The organism is Caulobacter sp. UNC358MFTsu5.1, from assembly GCF_000712075.1.
Classification (GTDB): Bacteria; Pseudomonadota; Alphaproteobacteria; order Caulobacterales; family Caulobacteraceae; genus Caulobacter.
Window position 1 is genome coordinate 74,730 of sequence record NZ_JONW01000012.1, and the last position, 22,865, is coordinate 97,594.

Annotated in this window: 24 protein-coding genes; 11 read left to right on the plus strand and 13 right to left on the minus strand. The window is 68.3% G+C overall.

Going from position 1 to position 22,865, the window contains the following annotated elements; genetic code table 11:
- Positions 1 to 214 precede the first annotated feature (214 nt).
- A complete protein-coding gene (locus tag BR39_RS0122955) occupies positions 215 to 1,798 on the plus strand; it encodes a beta-xylosidase (RefSeq protein WP_029916572.1) in 1,584 nt (527 codons plus the stop codon).
- A gap of 157 nt (positions 1,799 to 1,955) precedes the next feature.
- On the opposite strand, the gene BR39_RS0122960 is transcribed toward BR39_RS0122955, so the two are convergent.
- On the minus strand, positions 1,956 to 2,876 hold the full coding sequence (locus tag BR39_RS0122960) for a Gfo/Idh/MocA family protein (RefSeq protein WP_029916574.1): 921 nt from the start codon (positions 2,874 to 2,876) through the stop codon (positions 1,956 to 1,958).
- A gap of 115 nt (positions 2,877 to 2,991) precedes the next feature.
- Between BR39_RS0122960 and BR39_RS0122965 the strand changes: the two genes are divergently transcribed.
- The 4 genes from BR39_RS0122965 to BR39_RS0122980 all read left to right on the plus strand — a co-directional run bounded on the left by BR39_RS0122965 (position 2,992) and on the right by BR39_RS0122980 (position 7,550).
- Positions 2,992 to 4,017 (plus strand): NADP-dependent oxidoreductase, encoded by a 1,026-nt coding sequence (locus BR39_RS0122965; protein WP_029916575.1) that lies wholly within the window; start codon positions 2,992 to 2,994, stop codon positions 4,015 to 4,017.
- Positions 4,018 to 4,416: 399 nt separating this feature from the next.
- Complete coding sequence (gene clpS / locus BR39_RS0122970; RefSeq protein WP_007672483.1) at positions 4,417 to 4,746, plus strand: ATP-dependent Clp protease adapter ClpS; 330 nt, start codon at positions 4,417 to 4,419, stop codon at positions 4,744 to 4,746.
- 10 nt (positions 4,747 to 4,756) lie between these two features.
- Positions 4,757 to 7,078: an ATP-dependent Clp protease ATP-binding subunit ClpA gene (clpA, locus tag BR39_RS0122975; RefSeq protein ID WP_029916577.1), complete on the plus strand. Its 2,322-nt coding sequence runs from the start codon at positions 4,757 to 4,759 to the stop codon at positions 7,076 to 7,078.
- A gap of 100 nt (positions 7,079 to 7,178) precedes the next feature.
- Positions 7,179 to 7,550 (plus strand): hypothetical protein, encoded by a 372-nt coding sequence (locus BR39_RS0122980; protein ID WP_029916579.1) that lies wholly within the window; start codon positions 7,179 to 7,181, stop codon positions 7,548 to 7,550.
- Positions 7,551 to 7,559: 9 nt separating this feature from the next.
- Here BR39_RS0122980 and BR39_RS0122985 read toward each other — a convergent pair whose 3' ends face one another.
- The 4 genes from BR39_RS0122985 to BR39_RS0123000 form a co-directional block, all read right to left on the minus strand.
- The gene (locus BR39_RS0122985) at positions 7,560 to 7,877 is read right to left on the minus strand and encodes a hypothetical protein (protein ID WP_029916581.1); all 318 of its coding nucleotides are present in this window, start codon (positions 7,875 to 7,877) and stop codon (positions 7,560 to 7,562) included.
- Entirely contained in the window at positions 7,864 to 8,175 is a 312-nt protein-coding gene (locus BR39_RS26640; protein WP_156035875.1) for a hypothetical protein, read from the minus strand. Before BR39_RS26640 ends, BR39_RS0122985 begins: the two co-directional genes overlap by 14 nt.
- 67 nt (positions 8,176 to 8,242) lie before the next feature.
- On the minus strand, positions 8,243 to 8,686 hold the full coding sequence (locus BR39_RS25520) for a BLUF domain-containing protein (protein WP_051696050.1): 444 nt from the start codon (positions 8,684 to 8,686) through the stop codon (positions 8,243 to 8,245).
- Positions 8,687 to 8,749: 63 nt separating this feature from the next.
- Positions 8,750 to 9,181 (minus strand): HIT family protein, encoded by a 432-nt coding sequence (locus BR39_RS0123000; protein WP_029916587.1) that lies wholly within the window; start codon positions 9,179 to 9,181, stop codon positions 8,750 to 8,752.
- Between the two features lie 54 nt (positions 9,182 to 9,235).
- On the opposite strand from BR39_RS0123000, the gene BR39_RS0123005 reads away from it, so the two are divergent.
- Genes BR39_RS0123005 through BR39_RS0123015 form a run of 3 tightly spaced genes read left to right on the plus strand, consistent with a single transcriptional unit; the run spans position 9,236 to position 11,420 of the window.
- Positions 9,236 to 10,315, plus strand: a complete 1,080-nt coding sequence (locus BR39_RS0123005) for an alpha/beta fold hydrolase (RefSeq protein WP_029916589.1) — start codon at positions 9,236 to 9,238, stop codon at positions 10,313 to 10,315.
- On the plus strand, positions 10,312 to 10,884 hold the full coding sequence (locus BR39_RS0123010) for a DUF4287 domain-containing protein (RefSeq protein WP_029916591.1): 573 nt from the start codon (positions 10,312 to 10,314) through the stop codon (positions 10,882 to 10,884). The genes BR39_RS0123005 and BR39_RS0123010 overlap by 4 nt, the downstream gene beginning before the upstream one ends.
- Before the next feature lie 50 nt (positions 10,885 to 10,934).
- Complete coding sequence (locus BR39_RS0123015; RefSeq protein ID WP_029916593.1) at positions 10,935 to 11,420, plus strand: pyridoxamine 5'-phosphate oxidase family protein; 486 nt, start codon at positions 10,935 to 10,937, stop codon at positions 11,418 to 11,420.
- On the opposite strand, the gene BR39_RS0123020 is transcribed toward BR39_RS0123015, so the two are convergent.
- From BR39_RS0123020 to BR39_RS0123035, 4 genes are all read right to left on the minus strand, one after another.
- Positions 11,417 to 12,577 carry a GNAT family N-acetyltransferase gene (locus BR39_RS0123020; RefSeq protein ID WP_029916595.1) on the minus strand — a complete coding sequence of 387 codons (1,161 nt, stop codon included), beginning with the start codon at positions 12,575 to 12,577 and terminating at the stop codon, positions 11,417 to 11,419. The two genes, BR39_RS0123015 and BR39_RS0123020, sit on opposite strands and share 4 nt — an antisense overlap.
- A complete protein-coding gene (locus BR39_RS0123025; RefSeq protein WP_029916597.1) occupies positions 12,574 to 13,347 on the minus strand; it encodes a glycerophosphodiester phosphodiesterase in 774 nt (257 codons plus the stop codon). The genes BR39_RS0123020 and BR39_RS0123025 overlap by 4 nt, the downstream gene beginning before the upstream one ends.
- The gene (locus tag BR39_RS0123030) at positions 13,347 to 13,805 is read right to left on the minus strand and encodes a RidA family protein (protein ID WP_029916599.1); all 459 of its coding nucleotides are present in this window, start codon (positions 13,803 to 13,805) and stop codon (positions 13,347 to 13,349) included. The genes BR39_RS0123025 and BR39_RS0123030 overlap by 1 nt, the downstream gene beginning before the upstream one ends.
- Before the next feature lie 120 nt (positions 13,806 to 13,925).
- Positions 13,926 to 14,360 carry a phasin family protein gene (locus BR39_RS0123035; protein ID WP_029916608.1) on the minus strand — a complete coding sequence of 145 codons (435 nt, stop codon included), beginning with the start codon at positions 14,358 to 14,360 and terminating at the stop codon, positions 13,926 to 13,928.
- 312 nt (positions 14,361 to 14,672) lie between these two features.
- Here BR39_RS0123035 and BR39_RS0123040 point away from each other — a divergent pair, with 312 nt between their 5' ends.
- Positions 14,673 to 15,983, plus strand: coding sequence for a D-alanyl-D-alanine carboxypeptidase family protein (locus tag BR39_RS0123040; RefSeq protein ID WP_029916610.1), 1,311 nt, complete (start codon positions 14,673 to 14,675; stop codon positions 15,981 to 15,983).
- 187 nt (positions 15,984 to 16,170) lie between these two features.
- On the opposite strand, the gene BR39_RS0123045 is transcribed toward BR39_RS0123040, so the two are convergent.
- Both BR39_RS0123045 and BR39_RS0123050 read right to left on the minus strand, forming a co-directional pair.
- Positions 16,171 to 16,596, minus strand: a complete 426-nt coding sequence (locus BR39_RS0123045) for a DnaJ domain-containing protein (RefSeq protein WP_029916612.1) — start codon at positions 16,594 to 16,596, stop codon at positions 16,171 to 16,173.
- Positions 16,597 to 16,628: 32 nt separating this feature from the next.
- A complete protein-coding gene (locus BR39_RS0123050; RefSeq protein WP_029916614.1) occupies positions 16,629 to 17,465 on the minus strand; it encodes a division plane positioning ATPase MipZ in 837 nt (278 codons plus the stop codon).
- 180 nt (positions 17,466 to 17,645) lie between these two features.
- Here BR39_RS0123050 and panC point away from each other — a divergent pair, with 180 nt between their 5' ends.
- Entirely contained in the window at positions 17,646 to 18,509 is an 864-nt protein-coding gene (gene panC / locus BR39_RS0123055; protein ID WP_029916615.1) for a pantoate--beta-alanine ligase, read from the plus strand.
- A gap of 1,087 nt (positions 18,510 to 19,596) precedes the next feature.
- Positions 19,597 to 20,070 (plus strand): GatB/YqeY domain-containing protein, encoded by a 474-nt coding sequence (locus tag BR39_RS25960; protein WP_051696052.1) that lies wholly within the window; start codon positions 19,597 to 19,599, stop codon positions 20,068 to 20,070.
- A 341-nt stretch (positions 20,071 to 20,411) separates the two neighbouring features.
- On the opposite strand, the gene BR39_RS0123065 is transcribed toward BR39_RS25960, so the two are convergent.
- Positions 20,412 to 20,813 carry a DUF1489 domain-containing protein gene (locus BR39_RS0123065; protein WP_029916619.1) on the minus strand — a complete coding sequence of 134 codons (402 nt, stop codon included), beginning with the start codon at positions 20,811 to 20,813 and terminating at the stop codon, positions 20,412 to 20,414.
- A 66-nt stretch (positions 20,814 to 20,879) separates the two neighbouring features.
- A complete protein-coding gene (locus BR39_RS0123070; RefSeq protein ID WP_029916622.1) occupies positions 20,880 to 22,856 on the minus strand; it encodes an acetyl/propionyl/methylcrotonyl-CoA carboxylase subunit alpha in 1,977 nt (658 codons plus the stop codon).
- Positions 22,857 to 22,865: the final 9 nt, after the last annotated feature.

The window sequence follows — 22,865 nt, forward strand, 5'->3', positions numbered from 1 at the left end:
GGAAGGGTTCGACGCCGAGTTTTTGCCGGAAACCGGCCGCCCCGCGCTCGTTTCATTGCGAACGGTTCGCGTAAGCCCGGTCGCCGCGCATGAACAGACCCCTCCCCGCCCTTTTGCCGTTGGGCTGTACGACGCGGCGGGAATAATGGTACCGCTCCCAACAACACCGCCCCGACGACGAGGGCGGGCCACCGCCAGGAAGGGACCGACCGCCATGACGACGACCGCCACCAGGACCGGCCTGCGCGCCGCGATCGCCGCCTCGGCCCTGGCCGTGCTGCTGGCGGGTTCCGCCACGGCTCAGGAGAAGCCGGCCGTCCGCCATATCGCCATCGACGCCCAGGCGCCGACCACGCCGCGCGACCGGTTCTACGACCTGTCGGTCGGCTCGGACTATCCCGGCACCCTGCTGCGCGAAGACAGCCTGGCCCAGCTGAAGACGGCCCGCGACGAGCTGGGTTTCCGCTATGTCCGCTTCCACGGCATCTTCCACGACGTGCTGGGGACCTATCGCGTGGTCGACGGCCAGCCGGTCTACGACTGGACCAAGATCAACCAGCTGTACGACCGCCTGCTGGGCATGGGGATCAAGCCCTTCGTCGAGCTGGGCTTCACCCCCCTGGCCATGAAGTCGTCCGACAACCAGATCTTCTGGTGGAAGGGCAACACCTCCCACCCCGATCCCAAGCAGTGGGCCGGCCTGGTCGACGCGTTCGTGCGCCATATCCAGCAGCGCTACGGCCAGGCCGAGGTGCGGTCCTGGTATTTCGAGGTCTGGAACGAGCCCAATCTCGACGGCTTCTGGGAGAAGGCCGACCAGAAGGCCTATTTCGAGCTCTATGACCTGACCGCCCGCACCATCAAGGCGATCGATCCGGCGCTGCGGGTCGGCGGCCCCTCGACGGCCGGCGCGGCTTGGACGCCGGAGTTCCTGAGCCACGTCCAGGCCTCGGGCGCGCCGGTCGACTTCATCACCACCCACACCTACGGCGTGGACGGCGGCTTCCTGGACGAGAACGGCAAGAGCGACACCAAGCTGTCGCCCTCGCAGGACGCCATCGTCGGCGACATCCGCCGGGTGCGCCGCGAGATCGAGGCCTCGTTCAAGCCCGGCCTGCCGCTGTACTTCACCGAGTGGAGCACCAGCTACACGCCGCGCGATCCGGTGCACGACTCCTATGTCAGCGCGCCCTACATCCTCTCCAAGCTCAAGGGCAGCGAGGGCCAGCTGCAGGGCATGAGCTACTGGACCTACAGCGACCTGTTCGAAGAGCCCGGCCCGCCCACCGCGCCGTTCGAGGGCGGCTTCGGCCTGATGAACCCGCAGGGAATCCGCAAGCCGGCCTGGTTCGCCTACAAGTACCTGAACCAGCTGGGCGACAAGGCCGTGAAGGTCGCCGACACCCAGACCTGGGCCACCGCCGACGCCGGCGGCGTCCAGGCCCTGGTCTGGGATTTCCGCCAGCCGGTCCAGACGGTCAGCAACCGCCCCTACTACACCAAGGTCCAGCCCACCGTGGACGTCGAGCCGGTCAGCCTGGACCTCAAGGGCCTCAAGCCCGGCCGCTACGACGTCCAGATCTTCCGCACCGGCTTCAAGACCAACGACGCCTACACCGCCTATCTGGAACTGGGCTCGCCCAAGACCCTGACCGACCAGCAGGTGCGCGACCTGAACGCCCTGACGACGGACAAGCCCGAGACCCGGACCCTGACCATCGGCAAGATCGGCGCGGCCAGCGTGGCGGTGCCGATGCGGGCCAACGACGTGGTGCTGGTGAAGGTGGCGCCGAGGTAGCGCGGCGCTTCTCAAAAGGTTGTCATCCCGGAAGCCTCGCAGAGGCTGTCCGGGACCCAGAGGACTGGGCTGAGGTCTTGCGGTTCACCTGGGTCCCGGACAAGCGCTCCGCGCTTTCCGGGATGACAACGGTGGGGGATGATGGCCGGGCTAGGCGCTAGCCGCCAGCCGCCTGCTCCACGGCCAGGCCCAGGTCCAGCGCCCGGGCGGCTTCTTCGCCAGTGACCACCGGACGCGGGGCCTCGCCGCGCACGGCCTTCAGGAAGCCGGCGACGCTCTGGCCCAGCGGATCCTTGCCGGCCGGGGTGTCGTTGAAGTTCTCGATCAGCGGGAACGGGGTGGTGTTGCGGAAGGTGCGGGCCAGGAAGTCGATCTCGACCTCGCCGGAGGGGTAGACCACCTTCATCGTCCGCTCGCGGGCCTCGGCCACGCGCGAGCTGTCGAACACGGCGGTGAAGCCGTTGTCGAAAGTGGCCTCGGCCTTGACCCAGTCGAGCGAGGTCGAGCGGGTGATCGCCCCCTCGCCTTCCACCGCCACCGGCTCGCCGTCGCATAGCGCCAGGGCCAGGTCGATGTCGTGGATCATCAGGTCCAGCACCACCGAGACGTCGAGGTTGCGGTCCGAGGGCGTGCCCCGGCGCACGGCTTCCAGGCGCAGCGGCTGCTCGGGGATGTCCAGCAGGCCCATGGCCTGGAACACCACGCGCTCCTGGTGGCCGCAGGCCAGCGGCACGCCGGCCTTGGCGGCGGCGGCGACCAGGGCGTCGGCGTCGTCCGGCGTCACGGCCAGCGGCTTTTCGGAATAGACCGGCTTGCCGGCCTTCAGCGCCGCCAGGCCCGCCTTGGCGTGATGCACGGCGGGGGTGGCGACGGTGACCACGTCGACCGCGGCCAGGAAGGCGGCCTGGTCGTCGAAGGCCTGGGCCCCCAAGGGCTCGGCCAGGGCCTTGGCCCGTTCCAGGTCGATGTCGAACACCGCGACCAGCGCGACGCCGTCCAGCTCGACATACTTCTTGGCGTGATAGCCGCCGAACACCCCGGCGCCGACGACGCCCGCTTTCAGAACATCCTGGGTCATGGCCGCTGTCTATCGTGTTCGCTTTCCTGCGGGAAGCACTGGAGCCTCGGCGAAGACCGGTCTAAACGTTCGTTTAAACAACGCACCCCGATGAGCGGGGTTGGGAGGCAAGGCCATGGTCACGTCGCGCGAAATCCGTCTGAAGAGCCGCCCCGTCGGCGTCCCGGCCCACGAGAACTTCGAACTGGCCAGCGTCGAGGTCGGCGCGCCGGGCGACGGCGAGATCCAGGTCAGGAACCTGTGGATGTCGGTCGACCCGTACATGCGCGGCCGCATGACCGACCGGAAGAGCTACGTGGCGCCGTTCGAGCTGGGCAAGGCGCTGCAGGGCGGCGCGATCGGCGAGGTCACCGCCTCGAACGACCCGGACTACAAGGTGGGCGACATCGTCTCGACGATGTTCGGCTGGCGCGAGGTCTTCAACGTCTCGCCCAAGGCCCTGGCCGCCGGCGGCATGGGCGCGGTGACCAAGATCGACACCCACGGCCTGCCGCCCCAGACCTTCCTGGGCGTGGCCGGCATGCCGGGCCTGACCGCCTATGTCGGCCTGCTGCGGATCGCGGCCCTGAAGGAGGGCGACGTGGTGTTCGTCTCGGCCGCCGCCGGCGCGGTGGGCTCGGTGGTCTGCCAGATCGCCAAGCTGAAGGGCCACACCGTGATCGGCTCGGCCGGCGGACCGGAGAAGGTGGCCTTCCTCAAGAGCATCGGCGTCGACCACGTGATCGACTACAAGGCCACGCCCGACGTGGTGGCCGAGCTGGAGAAGGTCGCGCCCAAGGGCATTGACGTCTATTTCGAGAACGTCGGCGGCGTGCACCTGGAAGCCGCCCTCAACTCGGCCCGCACCTTCGCCCGCTTCGCCGTGTGCGGGATGATCTCGCAGTACAACGAGACCGGAAAGCCGACCGGCCCGTGGAACGTCGCCCAGATCGTCGGCAAGAGCCTGCGGCTGGAAGGCTTCATCGTCTCCAACCACTACGACCTGGCGCCGCAGTTCATCGCCGACATGTCCGGCTGGATTTCGTCGGGCAAGATCAAGTGGAACGAGACGGTCGAGCAAGGCGTCGAGCGCGCGCCGGACGCCTTCATCAAGCTGTTCACCGGCGAGAACCTGGGGAAGATGCTGGTGAAGCTGGGGTAGCGTCAAAGCGGGGCGTGGGATCACACCCACTTGCCCCCACCTGACGGCTTCGCCGTCTGTCCGCCCCCATAGGGGGCGGAGTCTTCGCGCCGGAGCGCTCTTCCCCCTTTGGGGGAAGACGACCGCGAAGCGGTCCGTAGGGGGCAAGTGTTCGCCGCCACAACCTCGACTGAGTCGCCCTTCCCGCCCCTTGCGCCGCGCCAAAACGCCCCCCATCTGCGCACCTCGCCGGTGACGCCCCCAAGCCCGTGTCGCCGCTATCCCAAGCGAGAAGCCACTTTGAGCGGCGCCCCTGTGTTAAAGCGGCGCAGCCACGCGGCAGCCTCTTCCAATGCTGCCGCGTTTCCATATCTAATCCATGTAAGGCGGGTGGTTCGGCCCGCCGGGAGAGAGCGGTCAATGGCCGAGCGAAAGCAAGGCGGACAAAACAACGGCGCGGGCTCTTCGGTCATCACGGAAGTGAAGCCGAAGACACAAAAGCCTTCGCTTTATCGCGTACTGATCTTGAACGACGACTACACTCCGATGGAGTTCGTCGTTTACGTACTTGAACGTTTCTTCAACAAGTCGCGCGAAGATGCGACCCGGATCATGCTGCACGTTCATCAGCATGGCGTCGGCGTTTGCGGCGTTTTCACCTACGAAGTTGCCGAGACCAAGGTCGCGCAAGTGATCGACTCGGCGCGCAGGCATCAGCACCCCCTGCAGTGCACCATGGAAAAGGATTGAGGAGCCCCCCTTGCCCTCTTTTTCGCGCCCACTTGAAGAATCCCTGCATCGCGCCGTCGCTTACGCCAATCAGCGCAAGCACGAATACGCCACGCTTGAACACCTGCTGCTGTCGCTGACCGACGATGACGACGCGGCCGGCGTCATGCGCGCCTGCGACGTGGACCTCAACGCTCTCAAGAAGAGCCTCGTGAACTATCTCGACGTCGAACTGGCCTCGCTGGTCGTCGACGACGAGGACGACGCCAAGCCCACGGCGGGCTTCCAGCGCGTGATCCAGCGCGCGGTGATCCACGTCCAGTCCTCGGGTCGCGAGGAAGTGACCGGCGCCAACGTGCTGGTCGCCATCTTCTCCGAACGCGAGAGCCACGCCGCCTACTTCCTGCAAGAGCAGGACATGACCCGCTACGACGCGGTCAACTTCATCGCCCACGGCATCGCCAAGAAGGCGGGTGCGTCCGAGCCGAAGACGGCCAAGGGCGCGGCGGTCGAGGAAGACGTCGAGAAGCCCAACGCCAAGACCGGCGGCGAGGCGCTCGAGGCCTACTGCGTCGACCTCAACGAGAAGGCCCGCCAGGGCAAGGTCGACCCGCTGATTGGCCGCGCGAACGAAGTGGAACGCGCGATCCAGATCCTGTGCCGTCGCACCAAGAACAACCCCCTGCTGGTGGGCGAGCCCGGCGTCGGCAAGACCGCCATCGCCGAAGGCCTGGCCCGCAAGATCATCACCCACCAGGTGCCCGAAGTCCTGGCGGAAGCCACCATCTACTCGCTCGACATGGGCGCGCTGCTGGCCGGCACCCGCTATCGCGGCGACTTCGAGGAACGCGTCAAGCAGGTGGTCAAGGAACTCGAGAACCACCCCAACGCGGTGCTGTTCATCGACGAGATCCACACGGTGATCGGCGCCGGCGCCACCTCGGGCGGGGCCATGGACGCCTCCAACCTCCTGAAGCCGGCCCTGGCCTCGGGCACCCTGCGGTGCATGGGCTCGACCACCTACAAGGAGTTCCGTCAGCACTTCGAGAAGGATCGGGCCCTGGTCCGTCGCTTCCAGAAGATCGACGTCAACGAGCCGACGGTGGAAGACACCATCAAGATCCTCAAGGGGCTGAAGAGCTACTACGAGGACTTCCACAAGCTGAAGTACACCAACGACGCCCTGAAGGTGGCCGTTGAGCTGTCGGCCAAGTACATCACCGACCGCAAGCTGCCCGACAAGGCGATCGACGTGATCGACGAGGCGGGCGCGGGCCAGATGCTGCTGCCGGAAGGCCGCCGCAAGAAGGTGCTGGGCGTCAAGGAGATCGAGGCCGTCGTGGCCAAGATCGCCCGGATTCCGCCGAAGTCGGTCTCCAAGTCCGACACCGAGTCCCTGCGCGAGCTGGAAGCGGACCTGAAGCGCGCCGTGTTCGGCCAGGACGAGGCGCTGACCCAACTGTCCTCGGCCATGAAGCTGGCCCGGGCCGGTCTGCGCGACCCGGACAAGCCGATCGGCAGCTACCTGTTCAGCGGCCCGACCGGCGTCGGCAAGACCGAAGCCGCCAAGCAGCTGGCCGCGACCCTCGGGATCGAGATGATCCGGTTCGACATGTCGGAATATATGGAGCGCCACACCGTCAGCCGCCTGATCGGGGCTCCTCCCGGCTATGTCGGCTACGATCAGGGCGGCCAGCTGACCGACGCCGTCGACCAGCACCCGCACGCCGTGGTGCTGCTGGACGAGATCGAGAAGGCGCACGCGGACGTCTACAACATCCTGCTCCAGGTCATGGACCACGGGGTGCTGACCGACAGCAACGGCAAGAAGGTCGATTTCAGGAACGTCATCCTGATCATGACCACCAACGCCGGCGCTTCGGACGCCCAGCGCCAGTCGATCGGCTTCGGCCGCGACAAGGTGCAGGGCGAGGAAGAGGCCGCCCTCAAGCGCCTGTTCACGCCGGAGTTCCGCAACCGCCTCGACGCGGTGGTGGCCTTCAAGCCGCTGACGCCGGAGATCATCCGTCAGGTCGTGCAGAAGTTCGTGCTGCAGATGGAAGTCCAGCTGGCCGACCGGAACGTCACGATCTCGCTCAGCGACGACGCGGCCGACTGGCTGGCCAAGAACGGCTTCGACGAGCTCTACGGCGCCCGCCCCCTGGCGCGGGTCATCCAGGAGCACATCAAGAAGCCGCTGGCCGACGACATCCTGTTCGGACGCCTCGTCCGCGGCGGCCACGTCAAGGTGGTGCTGGAGAACGGCAAGATCGCCTTCGAGATCGAGCCCAATCCGGAAAAGCCCGGCAAGGCGGCCAAGGAAGACGAGGCCGAACCGGCCCTCACCGAGTAGGACAGCGAGAGGCCCGGAGCGATCCGGGCCTCTTTGCTATCGGACGATCGGTCGCGGAAAACGATTGGACAAAACGAGAACACTCGGTTAGGTTGATCGCATGACCGTCGCCTTCGACACCCTCGGCGCCACGAGACGCCTCCGCGACGCGGGGCTGGAAGAGCGCGCGGCCGAGGCGATCGTCGAACTGGTGCAGTCGACCGCGCAGTTCCCGGACATCAGCGGGCTGGCGACCAAGGCCGACACGGCGACGAAAGCTGACCTCGCCAATATGGCTACAAAGGCCGACCTCACCGAACTCGCCCATGCGACCAAGATGGACATCCAGGCGCTCAAGGCGGACCTGGCCATCACCAAGACCCAGATCCTCGTCGAACTGAACGACAAGCTTCGGTCCCAGAGCCTGACCTTCCTAGGCGGCGTGACCGCGATCGTCGGCCTGGCCACGGCCATCATCAAGCTGGGGCACTAAAGCTCGACCTCAGCCGGCCTTGTCGCCCTGCCCGCGCATCGCCTTCACCTCGCCCCAGATGCGGACCAGGAACTCCACCGTCGCGGCGGTGCCGAAGAACGACAGCCCGTAGGCCACGCCGTGGGCGATGTCGGCCAGCACCCGGGCCAGGGAAGCCTCGCTGCCCGTCAGGACCATGTCGCGATACTGGAGCAGGTTCATCGCGCCCGCCAGCAGGTCGCCGCACAGGTGCAGCACGCCGGCGGCGATGATCAGCCGGGTGATCGGGTGCAGCCGCCCCAGCAGCACGCCGATGCGCTCGGCCGGCGCGGGATCATCTAGGGCCATGGGCTCCCCCTTCGAACGGGACGGCGTTGTGCGCCCGAAGGCGCCGATGGATGCGGGACAGCCCCTCGACCAGGACGGCCGTTCCGAGCATTTCCAGGGTTCCCGCGCTGATCTTGATCTGCCAGGCCATCGAGGGCCCCAGGGCCCGGAGCCAGGTCATCGCCGACAAGGCCGGACCGTCGGCCGACGACGCCCACTCCAGAGCGGATCGCGCGACCCACGCCCACAGGATCAGGTCCGCCGACAGGCTCAAGCCCGCGGCCAGGACGATCAGCCATGTCACCGGATGAAGACGCACGCGATTCCCCCGCGAGCATCTAAGGCGCGGCCAAGCTTGACTGCAAGCCGGGCTTGCGAGCCCAGGCCTATCGCAGGTGGCGACCGCCCAGACTGGTCAGGATCCGCAGCGCCCCCGCCCCGTCCAACGTCTCAGGCCTGAACTCGGAAAGACCGGCCGTCGCCAGCAGCATCCGATCGGCCGCGACGATCTGGTGATGGGCCATGTTCCAGTCGCGGAACATCCGGCGATCCGCCGGTCCCTGGGCGATGACGACCAGATCGGTGTGACGATCGTCCCGACGGATGCGCTCGAACGTCGCCTCGACTTCGGCGACGGGCCCTTCCAGCATCTGCAGGAAGCGCCCTTCGCCGATCACCAGGAAACCGGTGATGGCGCTCATGCGGTTCTGGTGAATGGACGTGCGCAGGATCGTCCGCACGTCGTCGGAGAAGCCGGCGCCGACGCTCAGCGATCGGCTGGCATAGATCAGACGCGCCAGGCCTTTCGGCGCATCGTCGAACTCCAACATGGACTGCCCGTCCCCAAGCTACCGCTACCACCGCTCAATGCTCAGCTTGGCTAAAGGTTCAGCTTAGAGCGCCGCCTTGATCTTCTCGGCCAGGGCCTTCAGGTCCTCGACGTCCGCCATGCCCTCGCCGTGCCGGCCCAGGGCCTCGCCCTCGTAGCGGGGGATGACGTGGAAGTGCAGGTGGAAGATCGTCTGGCCGGCCGGAGCGCCGTTGAACTGGGTCACCACCACGCCGTCCGGCTTCAGGGCCGTGGTCACCGCCTGGGTCACCTTCTGCACCGCGCCGATCAGCCGGCCCAGGGTCTTGGCCTCGGCTTCCAGCAGGTTGCGGGCCTGGCTGGTCTTGGAGATCACCAGCACGTGGCCGCGCGACTGCGGGAAAACGTCCATGAACGCCAGGACCTGGTCGTCCTCGTACACCTTCACGGCCGGGATCTCGCCGCGGATGATCTTGGCGAAGATGTTGTCGGCGTCGTAGCTTCCGTGAAGGCTCATGATCGTCTCCAGCATGATCGGAACCGTACCTAGCAAACCGGGAGGGGCGCGCAAATGACCACGAGCCCGACCCGGCGGGACATGCTGGCGGCCGGAGCGGCCCTGGCCGCCGCCGGCCCGGCCCAGGCCGCGCCCGAAGGCCTCCGTCGCGAAGAGCTTTTCGTCACCGCCGACGACGGCGTCCGGCTGCATGTGCGCGAGGTCCGGCCCGCCGCCCCGCGCGGCGCGCCGCTGATCCTGGTGCACGGCGCCCGCGCGGCGGGCGCGGCCTCGTTCGACCTGCCCGTCGAGGGCGGCTCGCTGGCCGGCGATCTGGCCCGGCGCCTGAACCGCCGGGTCTATGTGATGGACGCGCGGGGCTATGGGGGCTCGCAGCGCCCCGCCGCCATGGACGGACCGCCGGAGGAGAGCCGTCCCCTGTCGCGCGCCTTCGAGGTGGTCCGCGATCTCGACGCCGTCCGCAAGCTGGCGGCCCAACGCGCGGAGAGCCGCCAGGTCGGGCTGCTCGGTTGGGCCACGGGCGGGATGTGGGCCGGCTTCTACGCGTCGCTGCGCCCCGAGGCCGTGTCCGGCTTGGCGACGATCAACGCGCTCTACGGCGGCTCGGACGTCCACGCCATGCTGGGTCCTGGTTCGGCCTTCGCCCAGCCCGGCCAGCCCCGCCGCTTCGATCCGGCGACCGGCGGCTACGCCCTCTATCCGGCCGCGTCGCTGATCGGGGTCTGGGAGCGCAACATCCCGACCGACGACAAGGACGCCTGGCGCGATCCCGCTGTCGCCAAAGCCCTGGCGACGGCCGTCCTGGCCGGCGACCCCGACGGCGGCCGCCACGATCCGCCCAGGTTCCGCGCGCCACTCGGGGCGCTGGAGGACAGCTTCCACCAGGCCTGTGGGCGGCGGCTGTACGACGCCGGCTCGATCACCGCGCCGACCCTTCTGGTGCGCGCGGAGCACGACTTCTGGAGCCGCCAGGCCGATCTCGACGCCTTCGCGGCCGACGCGTCCCGCACGCCGTCGGTCAGGACCGTGACCCTGGCCGGCGCCACCCACTTCGTCCACCTGGACCGCCCCGCCCGCGGCCGCGACCGGCTGCTGGCCGAACTGGTCGATCACTTCGGAGCCCTTCCCGCATGACCGAGCACCTGACCGAACGGCAGAAGAAGTGGTTCGCCTCGGTGCGCGAGGGCATCGAGCGCAACACCGGCAAGACCCTGGCCGAGTGGGTCGCCGTCGCCAGGACCTGCCCCGAGACCAAGCCCCGCGCCCGCCAGGTCTGGCTGAAGGAACACCACGGCCTGGGCGTGAACCACGCCGCCTTCATCCTGGCCGAGGCCTTCCCATCGGCCGATCCCAGCTGGGACGATCCCGTCGCCCTGCGCGCGGCCCTGTGGGCCGATGCCGCGTCGCTGGCGATCCTGGCGGCGCTGGAGGCGGCCGTCGCCGACCTGCCGGACCTGGTCACCGGCCAGCGCAAGGCGTTCACCGCCTGGTCCCGCGCGTTCCAGTTCGCCGCCGCCAAGCCGATCAAGGGCGGCAAGGCGGTGCTGGGCCTGGCGGTCGCGCCCGACGCCTCCCCTCGCCTGCTGCCCCCGAAGAACGAGGGCTGGTCCGAGCGCCTGAAGGCCAAGCTGCCCCTCGCCTCGCCGGCCGAGGTGGACGACGAGGTTCGCGTCCTATTGAAGGCGGCCTGGGAAGCCTCCTGACCGGAACATCGGGCGATCCGCGCCGTTCAGTGGCGAACGGAGGAACGTCCATGTCCAAGGAAGCCGATCTCGCCGCCAAGTTCTGGAAGGCGCTGAAGTCCGATCGCACCGTCATGCTGGGCCTGCCCGGCTTCGACAACGGCCGGGGCCAGCCGATGACCGCCCTGTTCGAGGGCGACCACAGCGGTCCGCTGTGGATCTTCACCTCGGCCGACAACGACCTGCTGATCGCCACAGGCCAGGGCCATGAGGCGCAGATTCATTTCGCCTCGAAAGGCCACGACCTGTTCGCCACCGTGGATGGCCACCTGAAGGTCGACACCGACCACACGACGGTCGAGCGCCTGTGGAATCCGTTCGTCGCCGCCTGGTTCGAGGGCAAGGACGATCCCAAGCTGCGGCTGCTGCGCTTCGATCCCGGCCATGCCCAGATCTGGCTCAACGAGCACAGCCTGCTGGCCGGCGTCCGGATGATGCTCGGCAGCGATCCCAAGAAGGACTACCAGGACAAGGTCGGCGAGGTCGAACTGACCTAGCTCTCCTGGCGGAACGGCGAGAACTCGTCGGTCAGCATGGCGATCTCGGCGTCCACCGCCTCGCGTTCGCGCTCCAGATAGCGGGCGACGGGCTCGCGCAGCGCGGGATCGGCGATCCAGTGGGCCGAATAAACCGGGCTGGGCAGGTAGCCGCGCGCGATCTTGTGCTGACCCTGGGCTCCCGCCTCGACCCTTGGCAGGCCCAGGCGGATGCCGTGCTCGATGGCCTGGTAGTAGCAGAGCTCGAAATGCAGGAACGGCACGTCCTCGGTGCAGCCCCAGTGGCGGCCGTACAGGCAGTCGCCGCCGATCAGGTTCAGGGCCCCGGCGATCCACGGACCGCCCGGCCGGCGGGCCAGGATCAGCAGCACCTTGTCGGCCATCCGCTCGCCCAGCAGCGAATAGAACGCCCGGTTCAGATAGGGCCGCCCCCACTTGCGGCCGCCGGTGTCCATGTAGAAGCCGAAGAAGGCGTCCCAGTGGTCCTCGGTCAGCTGGTCGCCGGTCAGGGCGACGATCTCGAGCCCGGCCTGGGCGTCGCGGCGCTCGCGGCGGATGGTCTTGCGGCGGTTGGACGACAGGGCCGCCAGGAAGTCGTCGAAGCTGGCGTAGCCGTGGTTGAACCAGTGGTACTGCTGGTCCTGGCGGCGCAGCATGCCCCGCTCGCCCATCCAGCCCCACTCGTCGGCGGTCGGGAAGGTCACGTGCAGGGACGAGGCCTTCAGCCGATCACACAGGGTCAGGGCCCCGCCCAGCAGGGCCGAGCGACCGTCGTCGACATCGATGTCGGGCCGCACGATCAGCCGCGGCCCGGTGACCGGCGAGAACGGCGCCGAGCACTGGAGCTTGGGATAGTAGCGTCCGCCGGCCCGCTCGTAGGCGTCGGCCCAGCTGTGGTCGAAGACGTATTCGCCCTGGCTGTGGGACTTCAGGTACAGCGGCATCACCGCCGCCACCCCGCCCGCCTCGTCCTGGACCGACAGGTGATGCGGCGCCCAGCCGGTGCGCTCGACCGCGCAGCCGCTCTCTTCCAGGGCGTCCAGGAAATCGTAGCTGACGAACGGATCGCCGTGCGGGGCCGCGCAGGCGTCCCAGGCGTCGCGGCCGATCTCGGCGATGCGCCGGTGGACGCGCACCTCCGCCTTGACGGCTGTCACGCGGCGAAGCCCTCGAAGATCAGGTTGTCGCAATGGTCGCGGACGCTTTCCCACTGCTCGGCCGAACGCACGGTCCAGGCGATCACCGGCATGCCCTTGGCGCGATAGACGTCGGCCCGGGCGCTGGGCAGCATGTCCAGCCCCAGGGCCAGGAAGTCCGGCCGGGCGATCTCGACATGCTCCAGCGCCGCCAGCGACTTGCGGATCTCGGGCGACAGGCGGCGGGCGTTCTCGTCGTCCCAGTTGTAGCTGTCCAGGCCGCGCAGGATCTGCGGCTGGTGCTCGGCGAACCAGGCGTGGGAATAGGGATTGAAGCCGATCACGGCGGTCGGGCCGTTGTGGTCCAGCAGGATTTCGCTGACCTGCTTCTCCAGCTCGCCCACCTCGCCGAAGGGAGTCTTCAGCTCGATATAGACCATGGCCCGGTGGCCGATCAGGGTCAGGGCGTCGGCCAGGGTCGGGATGGTCTCGTCCGTGCCCGACAGGGTCAATTGCTGGAGATCGGCGGCCGTATGGTCGCGCAGCTTGCCTTCAACGCCCGTCAGGCGCTCCAGGTGGTCGTCGTGGAAGACCACCACGTGGTTGTCGGCCGTCAGCTGGACGTCCAGCTCGATCGCATAACCGCCGGCGCAGGCGGCCTGGAAGGCGGCCAGGGAGTTCTCGGGCGCGCCGCCCGGCGACCACAGGCCCCGGTGGGCGACCGCGGGCTCGAACAGACGCTCCCACGCCTCGCCGAACACCTCGGTTCCGGGGCGAGGCCGCGCGCGCATCAGGCCACCTCGACCACGGCGTCGACCTCGACCGAGAAGCCCAGCGGCAGCTTGTAGACGCCCACCGCCGAACGGGCGTGGCGGCCGGCGTCGCCGAACACCTCGACCATCAGGTCCGAGCAGCCGTTGATGACCTTGGGGATGTCGGTGAAGTCCTGGCTGACCTGGACGAAGCCGCCCAGCTTGACCACCCGCTTGACGCAGTCCAGGTCGCCGACGGCGGCCTTCATCTGGGCCAGCAGGTTGATTCCGCAGAGGCGCGCGCCCTGCTGGGCGGTCTCCAGGTCGATGTCGGTCCCGACCGTGCCCTTGAGGCCGCCGTTGGCGTCGATCGAGACCTGGCCCGAGATGTGGACCAGGTTCCCCGTCGCGACGAAGGGCACATAGTTGGCGACCGGGGCCACCGGTTGCGGCAGCACGATCCCAAGTTCCGCCAGACGCTGTTCGACCTTCGACATCACACACTCCAATGACTTGGACGCATGCTTAGCGCGGCGGGATGACAGGACAAGAAAAAAGGCCTGAACCGTTGCCGGCTCAGGCCTTCAATCCGTTGGCCCGGTGAGGAGCCTGTCGCCTTAGCGGGCGGCTTGCAGCTTTTCGACCGTGGCCGAGACGCGCTCGTTCAGCGGCTTGACCGAGTCCTTGATCGAGGCCGAGACGATCTCCGAGGCCTTGCTGACCTGGGCGATGTAGGCTTCCAGGGCCGACTTGGCCCAGGCGGTCTGCAGCTCGACGGCTTCCTGCACGCTCTTGGCGGCGGCCAGCGACTTGGCGGCGGCGACCTGGTCTTCGGCGGCCTTCTTCGAATAGGCGAAGGTCTGGGCGCCCAGGGCTTCGGCGCCCTTGGTGGCGGCGGTCACCGAAGCGACCAGCGCTTCCAGGTTCTTCTTCGAGTGGGTGTTGGCTTCGGCCAGAGCGGCCAGCGACTTCTCGACGCCGTCCTTGAACGCTTGGTTCGAGGCGGTGCTGAATTGCTCGACGGTGTTCTTCAGGGTTTCGGCGGCGGCCATGGGGGAGGCTCCTGGCGAGTTGCGGGGCATGGCGACGGACAAGGGGACCGAACCATGCGTTGGGACAACGACGGTGTCTCATGTTGCAGTGCAGCAGTCAAGAATTTTGTGCAGCGCACCATAACCTAGCGGAAACGCCTGTTCGGCTGGTCAAAGTCAGACCGAAGCTTCGCCGCAACGCCTTGAAATAATCCAGCTCTGCGGCGAAATCGCTCACCAGTTGTTTACCTTAGAGAAAGGCGACGGCGCGCATGCTAAGGTCACGCGTGTGGCGGTGCGGAACCGCTCAGTTCAAATGACGGACGCATTCCCATGTTCGCCAAGCTTACTTCCGTCCGCTCCGCTCTCGCCGCCCTGGGTATCGTCGGCGCCATGGTCTGCGGCCTGATCGCGCCGACCCAGGCCTCCGCCCAGATCCCGTATCTGCAGATGAACGCCGCGGAACCGAAGTACGCCGCGATCGTCATCGACGCCAATTCCGGCGAGATGCTCTACGACAAACGGGCCGACAGCCCGCGCTATCCGGCGTCGGTCACCAAGATCATGACGCTGTACCTCACCTTCGAGGCGCTCAGCGAAGGTCGCCTGAAGCTGACCGACCGCGTGCCGATCACGTCCCACGCCGCCGCCCAGGCGCCCACCAAGCTGGGCCTGCCGGTCGGCGACAGCGTCAGCGTCGACGAAGCCATCCGCGCCATGACCGTGAAGTCGGCCAACGACATCGCCGTGGCCATGGCCGAGAAGCTGGGCGGCAGCGAGTCGCGGTTCGCGGCCCTGATGACCCTGCGCGGTCAGGAACTGGGCATGCGCAACAGCCGCTTCGTCAACGCCTCGGGCCTGCCCGACAGCCGCCAGATCTCGACCGCCCGCGACTTGGCCATCCTGTCGCGCGCCACCATGCGCGACTTCCCGCAGTATTATTCCTACTTCAGCATCAAGGGCTTCGAGTTCCGCGGCCGCTACATCGCCGGCCACAACCGCCTGCTGACCAACATGCCCGGCTTCGACGGTCTGAAGACCGGCTACACCAACGCTTCCGGTTACAACCTCGCCGGCTCGGCCGTGCGCGATGGCCGCCGCCTGATCGCCGTGGTCCTGGGCGGGTCGTCCACCGCCTGGCGCGACAACAACATGGAAGACCTGCTGACCACCGGCTTCGACGTGCTCAAGCGCCGCTCGCACGGCGAGCGCACGACCATCGCCGCCAACCTCTACGAAGACGAGCCCACCGGCCCGATCATGCGTCCCTCGACCGAGGAAGGCGACGGCGACCAGGCCGGCCTGAAGATCGTGCTGACCGACAACCCCAAGCCTCCGCCGCCGATCAAGGTGTCGCCCACCATGAACGCCGCGAAGGGCAAGCCCGCGCCGGCGAAGAAGGCCAAGGGCGAATGGGGCGTGCAGGTCGGGGCGTTCAAGTCCAAGAGCCTGGCCAACGAACAGATCGCCCTGGTCCGCTCGCGCTTCGCCAAGTTCGTGGCCGACGCCGAGGGCGCGGTCGAAGGCGCGGCCGGCGGTACGTTCCGGGCCCAGTTCCAGGGCCTGACGGCCGACGCCGCCCGCGGCGCCTGCCGGGCGATCACCGCCAAGCGCCAGCCCTGCATGGTCCTGTCGCCGAGCTAAATTCGCGCAGGAAACCCGTCTAGGCGAACCACTCAAATCGTTGTCATCCCGGAAGCCTCGCAGAGGCTGTCCGGGACCCAGGGGACTGGGCTGAGGTCTTGCAGTTCACCTGGGCCCCGGACAAGCGCTACGCGCTTTCCGGGATGACAACCATTAGGGCAGCGCCCGATGGAGCCGTGACAGCGCGCTACTTCCCGTCCAGCAACCGGTCCCGCGCGGCGTTGAGCTGCGCGGCCAGGCCCGCCGTGCCGCCCTTGTCGGGATGGGCCATGCGGATCAGGCGCGCATAGGCCGCCTGGATTTCTGCCTTCGTGGCCTCGGGCCCGATGCCGAGGATCGCCCGCGCCTCGGTGAGGCTGGGGCCGCCCTCCTCCCGCCTGGCCTTCCGGACCGTCGGCCGCTGGCGCGCGGTCGTGGCGCTCCAGGCGCCGATCACCACCAGCACGATGCAGACCGGCCATTCGCTGCGCACGCCGGCATAGGCCCCGCCGGCGAAGGCCAGCAGCGCCGTGATCCCGGCTCCGATCCGCCAGCCGTCGCCCTTCAGGGCGCGCGTGGCGCGTCCCGACAGGACGAACAACAGGATCGCGCCGCCCAGCAGCAGATAGAACATCGAGCGTCAGTCCCCGACGCCGCTCGTCACGTTTATTGAGCGGCGAGCAGAGTTTCCCCGGAATAGGCCGAAAGGCCAAGGGAATGCATCAGGGCCCGCAGCTCCTGGCGCGCGGCCAGGTGCTGCAGCGACACCGGCACCGGGCGCACCTGGGGCGACAGGTCGGCGATGGTCAGGCCGAACGGGAACAGCTCGCGATAGATCACGCGGTCGCGCAGGCCGGGGCCCATGCGGAAGCCCACGCGCTTGGACAGGGCCGTCAGGCGGTCCTCGACGCGCTTGCGGTTGCGGGCCTCGGTGGTGGCCAGGCGGTTGCGCAGCACCACCCAGTCCAGGGCCTGGCGCTGGCCCGACAGGGCGCGGGCCTTGCGGGCCTCCCAGACGGTCAGCGAGTACAGGCTGGGCTTCTGCAGTTCCATGGTCACCGGGTCGACGTGGCCCAGCATGTCGAAGTCGACGAAGCTGTCGTTCATCGGCGTGACGATCAGGTCGGCCAGGCCGTGGGCCATGCGCGAGATCTGGGTGTCGCCGCCGGGGGTGTCGATCAGCACGAAGTCGGCGGCTTCGCGGGCGGCCAGGAAGGCGGCCTCGAACTTGGCCACCTGCTCGGCTTCCGGCGCGGCGGCCAGGGCGATGTCATCCTCGCTGAGTCGGAACTGCAGCGGCACGGGCAGGGTCACGTTGTTGCCGGCGACCCACGCGTCGCGGTTCTCGAAGAACCGCATCGAGGTGCATTGGCGCAGGTCGAGGTCCAGCAGCGCCACCTTGGCGCCGCCGTACAGCAGCGCCGTGGCGAGGTGGACGGCGATGGTGGACTTGCCCGCCCCGCCCTTCTCGTTGCCGACGACGATGACACGCGTTTCGGCCATGCTTCTTTCCTTCTTTTCGCCCGACTCGGCGACTCTCAATGAAAGATTAACACGCAGGAGACGCCCTGAGAGGACGCGACGTCAATCCGCGGGGCCCTTCCCTGTGGACCCATTGTCGCAGGTGGACGCCCGGACCGGCGTCCGTCATAAGCCAACGCCTGTTCGTCACAGGAGTTCGCGGTGACCGCCCCCTCCCCCAAGATCGTCCGCACCGTCGCCGAGCTGCGCGCCCAGGTCGGCGCCTGGAAAGCGGCCGGCGAGCGCGTGGCGCTGGTCCCGACCATGGGCGCGCTGCACGAGGGTCACCTGTCCCTGATCCAGCTGGGCCAGACGATGGCCCGGCGCACCGTGGCCAGCGTCTTCGTCAATCCCAAGCAGTTCGCCCCGCACGAGGACTTCGACTCCTATCCGCGCGGCGAGGCCCGCGACGCCGAGCTTCTGGCGGGCGTCGGCTGCGACCTGATGTTCGCCCCGAACGTCGACGAGATGTACGCCCCCGGCTTCTCGACCACGGTCAACCTGACCGGCGTCTCCGAGCCTCTGGAGGGCGCGGCCCGGCCGCAGTTCTTCGGCGGGGTGGCCACGGTGGTCACCAAGCTGCTGAACCAGGCCCAGCCCGACGTCGCGATCTTCGGCGAGAAGGACTACCAGCAGCTCCAGGTGATCAAGCGGGTGGTCCGCGACCTGGACATGCCGGTCGAGATCGTCGGCGCGCCCACCGCCCGGGCCGAGGACGGCCTGGCCCTGTCGTCGCGCAACGCCTATCTCAGCCCCGAGGAACGCGCCGCCGCCGTGGCCCTGCCCGACGCCATGAAGGCCGCCGCCAGGGCCGTGGCCGAGGGCGGCCGGGTCGACGAAGCCGAGGCCGCGGCCACCGCCGCCATCCTCGCCGCCGGCTTCCGACAGGTGGACTATGTCGACATCCGCGAGGCCGGCGACCTGTCGCGCCTGGGCCCCGGCCCGATCGGCGACGCGGCGGGCCGCATCCTGGTCGCGGCGTGGCTGGGCAAGACCCGGCTGATCGACAACATGGCGGTCGGCTAGCAGGCGCATCGGCATAACCTCTCGTCCTCACGCGGAAAGCCGCCGAGTTTGTGGGGAGGCGCGGAGCGGGCCGGGCTTCGCCCGGAGACCGTGAGGTTGTGTTTGCGTTTCGGCTTGGCTCGACCGCTCCGCGGAACCGTTCTTCTCAAGGGACGGCGACTGAGGGCCTGTTTCATCCCGATCGACGTTCCCCCTCGGGCGGGCAGGATCAGGTCGCCCGGAAGGGGCCGTCGGCGACTCCGACTGATCCTGGAACAGGCCGGTTTGAACTTCCCGGCCCCGTCGACCCTTGCCGTCCAGCGTTCGCCCGTCCCGGGCCTTGAGACCTTCTGAGCCCCGCTTCCCGCAACGATCCGACCGCCGGGCCGGCTCGGCCCCGCTCGGTTCCATCCCCATCGCCTGCTTGGGCCGGTACCAAGAGCCCTCCCCGTGATGGTGACCGGTTCAGTATGCGGGCGGTTTGAATACTGGCGCGTCGGTGACGCTGCTTTTTCTGCAGGACGTTGGAATGGTTCAGGTTTGTCCCGCCGCTTACGGGGATAGAGAGCGCTCGATCCCCGCGCGGGGACATGCCCTTGCGGCGTGTCCCCAAGTCCAGGCGCGGCGCTAGCTGATGGGGACACGCCGCAAGGGCATGTCCCCGGCCCTGCGCTCCCCCACCATCCGTCATCCTCGGACTTGTTCCGAGGACCCCTGCTTCAGCCGCGAAGAAGGACGATCCGTGGAGCGGCGAGCTCGCGGCCTCCCTCCAACCGATAAACCCGCCGATAGAGGGGTCCTCGGAACAAGTCCGAGGATGACGGTTGAAAGGCGGGGCTCTTCACGTCGAAAACCGGCTGAACGACCGTGCTTCATCCGGCGAGGGTGTAACCTCTCACCCTCCCATGGCTTCGCCATGGGCCCCTCCCTCTCTCTAAGAGAGAGGGGTCAGGAGGGCCGCTCTCTGTCCACTCAGGGTCGAAGGCGGTCCTTCAAACGATCCCGGCGACGCCAGAAACCGCCCTACGGCGCGACTGCGCTCTTGAACGGCTGTCTCCCTCACCCCACTACAGCACGACCGAACAGAGTGACTTGAAAGGACCGCGACATGGCTTTGCTCGACGAGCTCAAGGCTGACCAACTGGCGGCGCGCAAGGTGAGCGACCGCCTGAAGGCCGACCTGCTCACCACGCTGATCGGCGAAGCCACGCAGATCACGACCGAAGAGTTCAAGCGCGGCGTGACCGAAGTCACCGACGAGAAAGTCGTCGCAACCGTCGCGAAGTTCTTGAAGAACACGAAGCTGACGCTGGAGAACCTCGCGGCCGAACGCGCGCGGCTGGTCGAAGCCGATGGCGATGTATCGAAGGTGGACGAGCGGACCAAGGCGGCTGAAACCGAACTGGCGATTCTATCGTCCTATGGCCCGAAGCAGATGACGGACGCGGAATTGCGTGAGGCCATCAACGACTTCCGGGTGCAGAACCCCGACGCCAACGTCGGCGCGATCATGGCCCACCTGAAGGCCAACTTCGGCGGCCAGTATGACGGCAAGGCGGCCAGCGCATTGGCCAGAGCCTAGACGGCGGACGCCGTGCAGACCCCCTCTCTCATAGAGAGAGGGAGGGGCCCGCCGCGAAGCGGTGGGAGGGTGAGAGGTTTCACCGCTAGCCGGAAAATCCAGAGCCGCTGAGCCGCGCTTTCGAGACTCCGACAGAGGCTCACCAGGGCCGCCAGCGTGGATCGGGCAACTATCCTAAGACCATCTGAACAGCCGCGTTTCATTCGGTGAGAGTGTAACCTCTCACCCTCCCATGGCTTCGCCATGGGCCCCTCCCTCTCTCTATGAGAGAGGGGGCAGGAGGGCCGCCCAAAGTCCGGCTTGGGTCGAAAGCGGACCGGAGCCCACCTCGTCCTGGACCCCTACCAGGCCCCCAACTCCCGCAGCTGCCGCGCCAGCTCGGCCGGCATTTCGGCGGCTTCGGCCTCGGTCAAATCCGGCGGCACGTCCTCGTTCTTCAGATAGCGCCAGCCCTGGAACGGCCGCCGGGGCGTGGGGGCCACGCGGACGATGGTCGGGTCGACCGTCACCTCGCAGCGCGAGGCCTGGCCCTCGCCGACCGTCTCGATCTTCAGGATCGTCTGGCGGCACAGGATCTGGCCCTTCATCACGCGGTACAGCGAGCCGCCGTCCATCACCTCGTCGATGCGCTTGGGCGTCATGCGGGTGTGCATGATCCACGGGCGGTCGGCCTCGGCGTGCCAGGCGACCAGTTCCTCGATGTTGTCGCAGCCGACGACGAGCTTGATGATGTGCAGGGGCATGGCGGCGTACTTAGTGCGTGACAGCCGAAAGTGTGAGCGGTTTCGGCGCCCGTCACGCGCCAAAAATCAGCCGACGGGCTCCAGCTTCGCCAGCACCACGCCTTCGCTGACCTGGCCGCCGGCCGTGGCCGACAGCTCGGCGACCACGCCGTCGAACGGCGCGGCCAGGGCGTGCTCCATCTTCATGGCCTCCAGGGTCAGCAGGGTCTGGCCCTTGACCACCGTCTGGCCGGCCTCGACCGCCACCGAGACGATCTTGCCCGGCATCGGCGACAGGATCGCCCCGTCGGACGTGGCGGCATGGGCGCCGCCGCCCTGGTAGGCGAAGTCGAACTCGCGGACGTCGCCGCCCTCGAACACGTACAGCGGATCGCCGCCGAAGGTCCCGGGCAGCACGTCCACGTCGTCCAGCGCCCGGCCGTCCTCGACCGTGATGTCCCACGACCAGTCGTCACCCATTCTTCCCGAGAGGGCGCCGCCCGCCAGGGCCACGCGCAGCGGCACGGGCTTGCCGTCCACCGCCAGCGGCAGGGTCATGGCGGCGCGCGGGGCGTTCATCCGGAAGCCCAGCAGGCGCGACGGCGCGCTGGCCCAGACGTCGGCGCGGGGCTGGTCGGCCTCCATGAAGGCCTCCAGGCGCTGGCCGATGGCCGCCAGGGTCGGGGCGTCGGAGAACTCGCGGGCGGTCAGGTCTTCCAGACGCGCCTCGATGAAGCCGGTGTCCACCGCCCCGTCGACGAAGTCCGGATCGCTGGCGCAGCGGGCCAGGAAGGCGGCGTTGGTCTTGACCGGCCACACCTCGACCAGGCGGCAGGCCTCGGCCAAGCGGGCGGCGGCGTCCTCGCGGTCGACGCCGTGGGCGATCAGCTTGGCGATCATCGGGTCGTAGAACGGGGTGACCTCGCCGCCCTCCTCCACCGCGCTGTCCACCCGCACGTCGCCTTCCGGCAGGCGGAAGTGGGTCAGCGGGCCGGTCGAGGGCAGGAAGCCGGTGGCCGGGTTCTCGGCGTAGAGGCGCGCCTCCATGGCCCAGCCGTCCAGCGTGATCTCGTCCTGCTCCAGCGGCAGGGGCTCGCCCGAGGCCACCAGCAGCTGCCACTCGACCAGGTCCTGGCCGGTGACCATCTCGGTGACCGGATGCTCGACCTGCAGGCGGGTGTTCATCTCCATGAACCAGATGCGGTCGGCGCGCAGGCCTTCCGAGGCGTCGGCGATGAACTCCACCGTGCCGGCCCCGACATAGCCCACGGCCTGGGCCGCCTTGACCGCCGCCCCGCAGACGGCGGCGCGGGTGGCCTCGTCCATGCCCGGGGCCGGAGCCTCCTCGATGACCTTCTGGTGGCGGCGCTGCAGCGAGCAGTCGCGCTCGAACAGGTGGACGACGTTGCCGTGGGTGTCGCCGAACACCTGCACCTCGATGTGGCGCGGGCGGGTGACGTACTTTTCCAGCAGCACCCGGTCGTCGCCGAAGCTAGCGCTGGCCTCGCGCTGGCACGAGGCCAGCAGGGCGGCGAAGTCCGGAGGGTTGTCGACCTTGCGCATGCCCTTGCCGCCGCCGCCGGCCACGGCCTTGATCAGCACAGGGAAGCCGATCTTGCCGGCTTCCGAGGCCAGGCGTTCGACCGACTGGTCCTCGCCCAGATAGCCGGGCGTGGTGGGCACGCCAGCTTGGATCATGAGCTTCTTGGCCGCGTCCTTCAGGCCCATGGCGCGGATCGCCGAGGGCGGCGGGCCGATCCAGACCAGGCCGGCGTCGATCACCGCCTGGGCGAAGTCGGCGTTCTCGGACAGGAAGCCGTAGCCCGGGTGGATCGCTTCGGCGCCGGTCTGGCGGGCGGCGGCCAGGATCTTCTCCGGGACCAGGTAGCTCTCGCGCGCCGGGGCCGGGCCGATCAGGATGGCGACGTCGGCCTCCATCACGAACGGGGCCTCGGCGTCCGCCTCGGAATAGACCGCGATCGTCCGCACGCCCAGCTCGCGGGCGGTGCGGATGATACGACGGGCGATTTCGCCGCGATTGGCGATGAGGACGGAAGAGAGCAAGGCGATTTT